At 69.0% G+C, this 6,848-nt stretch carries 6 protein-coding genes and 1 rRNA gene; all 7 read right to left on the reverse strand.

Annotated features, from left to right (window positions below; translation table 11 throughout):
- Nucleotides 1-20: 20 nt before the first annotated feature.
- Complete coding sequence (locus ASD33_RS33950; RefSeq protein ID WP_079044639.1) at nucleotides 21-962, reverse strand: FHA domain-containing protein; 942 nt, start codon at nucleotides 960-962, stop codon at nucleotides 21-23.
- Nucleotides 963-1,043: 81 nt separating this feature from the next.
- Complete coding sequence (locus ASD33_RS07870) at nucleotides 1,044-2,042, reverse strand: DUF881 domain-containing protein (protein ID WP_242426862.1); 999 nt, start codon at nucleotides 2,040-2,042, stop codon at nucleotides 1,044-1,046.
- Between the two features lie 5 nt (nucleotides 2,043-2,047).
- Nucleotides 2,048-2,380 carry a small basic family protein gene (locus tag ASD33_RS07875; protein ID WP_015032176.1) on the reverse strand — a complete coding sequence of 111 codons (333 nt, stop codon included), beginning with the start codon at nucleotides 2,378-2,380 and terminating at the stop codon, nucleotides 2,048-2,050.
- A complete protein-coding gene (locus ASD33_RS07880; protein ID WP_056555566.1) occupies nucleotides 2,377-3,306 on the reverse strand; it encodes a DUF881 domain-containing protein in 930 nt (309 codons plus the stop codon). Before ASD33_RS07880 ends, ASD33_RS07875 begins: the two co-directional genes overlap by 4 nt.
- Nucleotides 3,307-3,407: 101 nt before the next feature.
- Nucleotides 3,408-5,903 carry a mannose-1-phosphate guanyltransferase gene (locus ASD33_RS07885; RefSeq protein WP_056555569.1) on the reverse strand — a complete coding sequence of 832 codons (2,496 nt, stop codon included), beginning with the start codon at nucleotides 5,901-5,903 and terminating at the stop codon, nucleotides 3,408-3,410.
- Nucleotides 5,904-6,019: 116 nt separating this feature from the next.
- On the reverse strand, nucleotides 6,020-6,628 hold the full coding sequence (locus tag ASD33_RS07890; protein WP_056555572.1) for a CDP-alcohol phosphatidyltransferase family protein: 609 nt from the start codon (nucleotides 6,626-6,628) through the stop codon (nucleotides 6,020-6,022).
- Between the two features lie 146 nt (nucleotides 6,629-6,774).
- Nucleotides 6,775-6,848 (reverse strand): 5S ribosomal RNA (rrf, locus tag ASD33_RS07895); the annotation flags it as partial.

Raw genomic sequence — 6,848 nt, forward strand, 5'->3', positions numbered from 1 at the left:
TGAAGGGCTTCTCCGAGGCGTCAAACGCCCCGCTGGCTCGAGTAGAAGACCAGGCGGTACTTGCCGATCTGCACCTCGTCGCCGTTGGACAGAACGACCGAGTCGATCGGCTCACGGTTGACGTACGTGCCGTTGAGGCTGCCGACATCGGCAACGGTGAAGCTGCCGTCCTGGGCCCGCCGGAATTCGACATGACGCCGGGAGACCGTGAAGTCGTCCAGGAAGATGTCGCTCTGGGGGTGACGGCCGGCCGTGGTCAGCTCGCCGTCGAGCAGGAACCGGCTGCCGGAGTTGGGACCCCGGCGCACCACGAGGAGCGCGGAGCCGGACGGCAGCGCCTCCACCGCGGCCAGCGCCTCGGGAGAGAGCGAGGGCAGCTGCGTCTGGCCGGTGATCTCCGCCTCGTAGGCCTCCAGGCCCGAGATCGAGATCGTGGACGTCGTCTCCGAAGCGCGCTCGGGAGCCACCCCGCCCCGCAGCGGCGTACCGCAGTGGGAGCAGAAACGGCTGTCGGCCGCGTTGCGGTGACCGCACCTCGTACACACCGGCATGGACGCATCCTCCTGCCGCGGCTGACCCGCCGAGGTCTGTGTCGCGTACGGGTCGGGGGTAAACCCTCCACCCGTACTTGAGGTTGATGGTTCTCCGAAACCTATGCGGGCAGCCCCGGCGGGGTCAACAGAAGACGCGCCCTGAGTGCCCGGAATGTCACCGCCCTGGCCACCGACCTCGTCGCGGAAGAGCGGGCGCTCGCCGCCCTGCTCCTCGCTCTGGGCGTGGCGCGACGCGCGGTGCCTGGCGTTGCCGCCGTCCTCACGTGCGCTCTTGCCGAACAACTTCGCAAACAACTTCACGGGCGATTCCCCTTGACCGAAACAGACCCGCCCGTGGGGCAGGACGAACCGAGATCCCTCACACCTGCCGACCCGGACACCTTCACAACGTCCGTATCCTCCGGACAGTTTCCACCACGCACCACCGTTGTGGTGCGCCGACCCCCCGCAACGTCGTGCGCTTGTCGCGGGACCCTCCTCGTCCCCCACTCACGGGGAGGACGACTGAGCGTAGTCAGGCCGCTTCGCGGGTCGCAAGGCATCGACGACGATCTTCGCCGACCGCTCCACCGTGGCTGTGGCCTGCTCCTTCTCCAGGGTCTGGACGACACCGCCGGGGATGTTGAGCGCGGGCTCGAGATCCTCCGGCTTGCCGATGACCTTGAAGACGTACGGAGCGGCCACCTTCGTTCCATCGATCCGCATGTCATCACCGCTACCGGTGAAATAACTGTCCGCGACGACCCGCACACCGTTGACCTGGATCGCCTCCGCACCGGCGGCGCGCAGCTCCTGGATGGCGTCGAGGAGCATGTCGGACTCGACGGCCCCGGTCGGATCGCCGACGGTCAGGGTGATGCCGGGCCCCTCCGCGGCGACCGTGCCGGCCAGGATGCCGAGCTGCTGCTCCTTCTCCTGGGTCTGCTTGCGCGCCTCCTCGGCCTGGTCCGAGCTGCTCTCCAGCTCGGTGCGCTGCTTCTCCAGGCGCGCCTTCTCGTCCTCCAGGCGCTGGGTGCGGTCGTCGAGCTCGTCGAGGATGCGGACGAGGTCCTCCTGCCGCGCCCCGCGCAGCGCGCTGTTGTCACTGGTCGAGGAGACCTGGATGGCCAGCCCGAGACCGAGGACGAACAGCAGCAGCGCGACGACGAGTTGGGCCCGGGTCACCCGCGGCGGCCAGAGCGCCGACGCCAGTCTCCGTCGTCCGCTCGGCTCGCTGCCGGGGGCGGCGGCCGGTGGGACGGCCACCCGGACGTCGTGGTCCGCGGTCCCGTCGTGGACGGCCTCCGGGGCCCCCTCGGGCTCCTCCGCCCCGTCGGCCCGCTCGGCCTTCCCGGCGGACTCGGGCTCCTGAGGACGCTGCGGTTCCTGCGGTCGCTCGGGCTCCTGCGGGTCCTGGGGACGCTTCGGGCTCTGAGGGGCCGGGTCGTCAGGTCGCCGCGCGTCCTGAGGGTCCTGCGGATTCTGGGAGTTCTGGGGGTTCTCGCTCATCCGCGTCACGCCCGGAAGACGTGGCGCCGGATGGCGGCCGCGTTGGAGAAGATCCGGATGCCAAGCACGACCACCACACCGGTCGACAGCTGCGCGCCCACGCCCAGCTTGTCGCCGAGGAAGACGATCAGCGCGGCCACGACCACGTTGGAGAGGAACGAGACCACGAAGACCTTGTCGACGAAGATGCCGTCGAGCATGGCCCGCAGGCCGCCGAAGACCGCGTCGAGGGCGGCGACCACGGCGATCGGAAGATAGGGCTCGACCACCGCCGGAACTTCGGGGCGGACCAACAGTCCGACCACGACTCCGACGATCAGGCCCAGTACGGCGATCACGATGTGCCCTTCCCTGTGTCGGCCGTGGCCCGACCGGACGGCGTCGCCGCCCCGGCCCCCCTCGGCTCTGCGGTACGTACGGTCAGGCTCGGCGCGGCCGGCAGGCGTACGTCGCCCTCGGCCGTGATGCCGCTCCTGATCCCGAAGTTCTCCACCAGCGCATGCAGGTACTGCCCGTCGGCGCTGTCCTGGAATGTCGTGCTCAGCCGCTTCCCGTCCCCGACCGCGAGGATCGTGTAGGGCGGTACCAGCGGCTTGTTGTCGACCAGTATGGCGTCGCCCGCCGCCCGGATCGCGGACAGTGAGGTCAGCCGCTGGCCGTTGATGGCGACCGCCTCGGCACCCGACTCCCACAGTCCGTTGATCACGCGCTGCATGTCCCGGTCGCGCACCCGGCCCGTGTCGGAGAAGCCGCTGCTCTCGCGCGGACCGCCGCCCCCGGTGTCGGTGTCCTTGGCGTCGTCGACGACGAGCTTCACCCCGGGCCCGTGGACCGGCGTCGCGCCCGAGAGGAGCGCCACCAGCTCGGCCTGGTCTCCGCCGTGCTGCTGGAGCGCCCGCCGCTGGCGTTCGCCGACTTCGGACCTGATCCGCTCGACGTCCTGTTCCAGCTGGTCGGCGGTGGACGTCTCCGACTCGATCCGGTCGATGAGCTCCTGCCGCTCCTTGGCGACGACGGGGGCCGAGATACGTGCCTCGGCCGCGCCCACGGTCACCACGGCGGCGGCAAGCAGGAGGCCCGCGGCGACACCGAGTTTGGCCCGCAGGCTACGGGGCAGTCCCCGGCCCTCGGCGGCCCGCCGGGCGGTCGCCTCCGCGTAGCCGTCGTCGAGCGCGTGGTCGATCACGTTGTTCAGCAGCGACATGGACGCGTCCGGACGCGGCGGCGGTGATCCGGTGCTCCGAACGGGGGGCTGCTGCGACATGCCGCACATCGTCGCACGTCGAACGGGCTACCGCCGAATGGCCCCTCCGTCCTGTGGGGAGGGGCCGCTCGGGCGCCTCCCCACAGGACGGCCGTGTCAGGTCAGCGACCTGCGCTGTCGACCACCTCGGCCCACTCGTCGAGCAGGGCCTGGGCGGAGGCGTCGTCGGGTCCCTCGGCCCACAGATGGGTGACGGCCTCCGCGGGGTCGGGCAGCACCATCACCCACCGGCCGTCGGCCTCGACCACCCGCACGCCGTCGGTGGTGTCGACGGACCGGCTGCCGGCCGCCTCGACGACCCGGCGCATCACCAGCCCCTTCACCGCCCACGGGGTCGGGATGTCCTTCTTGAGGACGTGCGCCTGTGGAATCCGCGCGTCGATCTGGCTCAGGGTGAGCTGGGTCCGCGCAACGAGCCCGATCAGCCGCACGAAGGCGGCGGCGCCGTCGAAGACGCTGCTGAACTCGGGCACGATGAACCCTCCGCGCCCGTCGCCCCCGAAGATCGTCGACTCCTCGCGCCCGACCCTGGTGAGGTCGTCCGGCGAGGTGGTCGTCCACTCGACCTGTGTGCCGTGGTAGGCGGCGACCTGCTCGGCGATGCGTGTCGTGGTCACGGGCAGGGCCACCCGACCGGACCGCCGCTCGGCGGCCACCAGGTCCAGCATGACGAGGAGCGCGCGGTCGTCCTCGATGATCCGCCCGCGCTCGTCCACGAGCGAGAGCCGCTCGCCGACGGGGTCGAACCGCACCCCGAAGGCGGCCCGCGCCGAGGCCACGATCTCCCCGAGCCGTACGAGCCCGGCGCGCCGGCTCTCGGCCGATTCGGTGGGCCGCGACTCGTCGAGCCCGGGGTTGATCGTCAGCGAGTCCACCTGGAGCCGCCCGAGCAGACTGGGCAGGACGAGCCCGGCGCTGCCGTTGGAGGCGTCCACGACGACCTTCAGCCCGGCTTCCGCGATCCCCGAGGTGTCGACGTTCCGCAGCAGCGAACCGGTGTACGAGTCGAAGACGCTCGCCGGGAAGGACAGGTCGCCGATCTCCCCGGGGAAGGCTCTCCGGTACTCCTGCCGCGCGAACACCCGGTCGAGCTTGCGCTGCCCGCCCTGGGAGAGGTCGGCTCCGCGTTCGTCGAAGAACATGATGTCGACGGAGTCGGGGACGCCGGGCGAGGTCCGCACCATGATGCCGCCGGCGCTTCCCCGCGCGGTCTGCTGCCGCGCCACGGGCAGCGGCACGTTCTCGAGGTCCCGTACGTCGATGGCGCTGGCCTGCAGGGCCGAGATGACCGCCCGCTTCAGCGCCCGCGCCCCTCGGGAGTGGTCACGGGCCGTGGTGACGGTCGAGCCCTTCTTGAGGGTCGTGGCGTACGCCCCCGCGAGCCGTACGGCCAGTTCGGGCGTGATCTCCACGTTGAGGATGCCGGAGACCCCGCGCGCCCCGAAGAGATGGGCCTGCCCCCGGGACTCCCAGATGACGGAGGTGTTGACGAAGGCACCGGCCTCGATCGTCTTGAAGGGGTAGACACGCACGTTCCCCTGGACGATCGATTCCTCCCCGACCAGGCACTCGTCCCCGATGACGGCCCCGTCCTCGATCCGGGCGGCCCGCATGATGTCGGTGTTCTTGCCGATGACGCAGCCGCGCAGGTTGCTCTGCTGGCCGATGTACACGTTGTCGTGGACGACGGCCTTGTGCAGGAAGGCCCCGCTCTTGACGACGACGTTCGAGCCGATGACGGTGTGCTCACGGATCTCGGCGTCGGCCTCGACCTTGGCGTAGTCGCCGATGTAGAGCGGGCCGCGCAGCACGGCGTCGTGGTGGACCTCGGCGCCTTCGGCGACCCAGACTCCCGGCGAGATCTCGAAGCCGTCGATGTCGACCTGGACCTTGCCCTCCAGGACGTCCGCCTGGGCCTTCACATAGCTCTCGTGGGTGCCGACGTCTTCCCAGTAGCCCTCGGCGACATAGCCGTAGATCGGCTTGCCTTCCTTCATCAGCCGGGGAAAGACGTCGCCCGACCAGTCGACCTGGGTGTCCGCCTGGACGTAGTCGAAGACCTCGGGCTCCATCACGTAGATGCCCGTGTTGACCGTGTCCGAGAAGACCTGCCCCCAGGTCGGCTTCTCCAGAAAGCGCTCTACCTTGCCCTCTTCGTCGACGATCGTGATCCCGAATTCCAGGGGATTGGGCACCCTGGTGAGACAGACCGTGACGAGCGCGCCCTTCTCCTTGTGGAAGGCGATCAGATCGGTGAGGTCGAAATCGGTCAGCGCGTCCCCCGAGATGACGAGGAAGGCGTCGTCCTTCAGCGCCTCCTCGGCGTTCTTCACACTTCCCGCTGTACCGAGTGGCTTTTCCTCGTTGGCATACGTGAGCTCCATCCCGAGCTCCTCACCGTCGCCGAAGTAGTTCCTGACGAGCGAGGCGAGAAACTGCACGGTGACGACGGTCTCGTTGAGACCGTGCCTCTTGAGCAGTCGTAGGACGTGCTCCATGATCGGCCGGTTCACCACCGGCAGTAGAGGCTTGGGCATGCTCGAGGTCATGGGGCGAAGTCGGGTTCCTTCGCCACCGGCCATCACGACGGCCTTCATGTCGGAAGCGTCCTCCTTGAAGAGACGACGGTCCTGCCGACTTCACCTGTCCGCTCAGTGGCCCTCGGACGTCCTCGTTGTTGCCGGCGACACTGCTCGGCACAGGAGGAACGGGCTCAATCGGCCTCGGTATCCGCCTTCACGAGTCGACGGACCTGGACCACGTAGAGGATCCCTGCCCACCAATACAGAGTTGTACCCCATCCGGCGAAGGCCCACCCGAAAACTTCAGCGAGTGACGAAAGCCAGCCCGTTCCGTCACTGAGAAGGAGCAACGGGAACGCGTACATCAGGTTGAATGTCGCAGCTTTGCCGAGGAAGTTCACCTGCGGCGGCGGGTAGCCGTGCCGGCGGAGGATTCCCACCATCACCAGCAGCATGGCCTCACGCGCGAGCAGGGCGGCGGTCAGCCACCACGGCAGAATCTCGCGCCAGGTCAGGCCCACGAGCGTGGACAGGATGTACAACCGGTCGGCGGCGGGATCGAGGAGCCGGCCAAGGTTGCTGATCTGGTTCCAGCGCCGGGCCAGTTTGCCGTCGAGATAGTCGCTGACGCCGCTGAGCATCAGGACGAGAAGCGCCCAGCCGTCACTGTTGGGCCCACCGAACTCCGGGCGGAGAATCAACCACAGAAACAGCGGCACGCCGGCGAGACGCGCCATGCTGAGAATGTTGGGGATGGTGAGGACCCGGTCGGTCTGAACGCGGGTCTCCTGGACCTCCACCCGGGGGCCTCCTGCTGGGAACGTACGGACGATGCCCCCTGACCTTACCCTCAGCCACGGCGCCCCCGTGCACAGGGTACCCCCCGCGTCAGAACGCAAAAATGCCTCAACCCCCGGACAAAGTCCGGGGGTTGAGGCTAAAAATTGTTCGGCGGCGTCCTACTCTCCCACAGGGTCCCCCCTGCAGTACCATCGGCGCTGAAAGGCTTAGCTTCCGGGT

This window comes from Streptomyces sp. Root1304 (assembly GCF_001426405.1).
Lineage (GTDB): Bacteria > Actinomycetota > Actinomycetes > Streptomycetales > Streptomycetaceae > Streptomyces.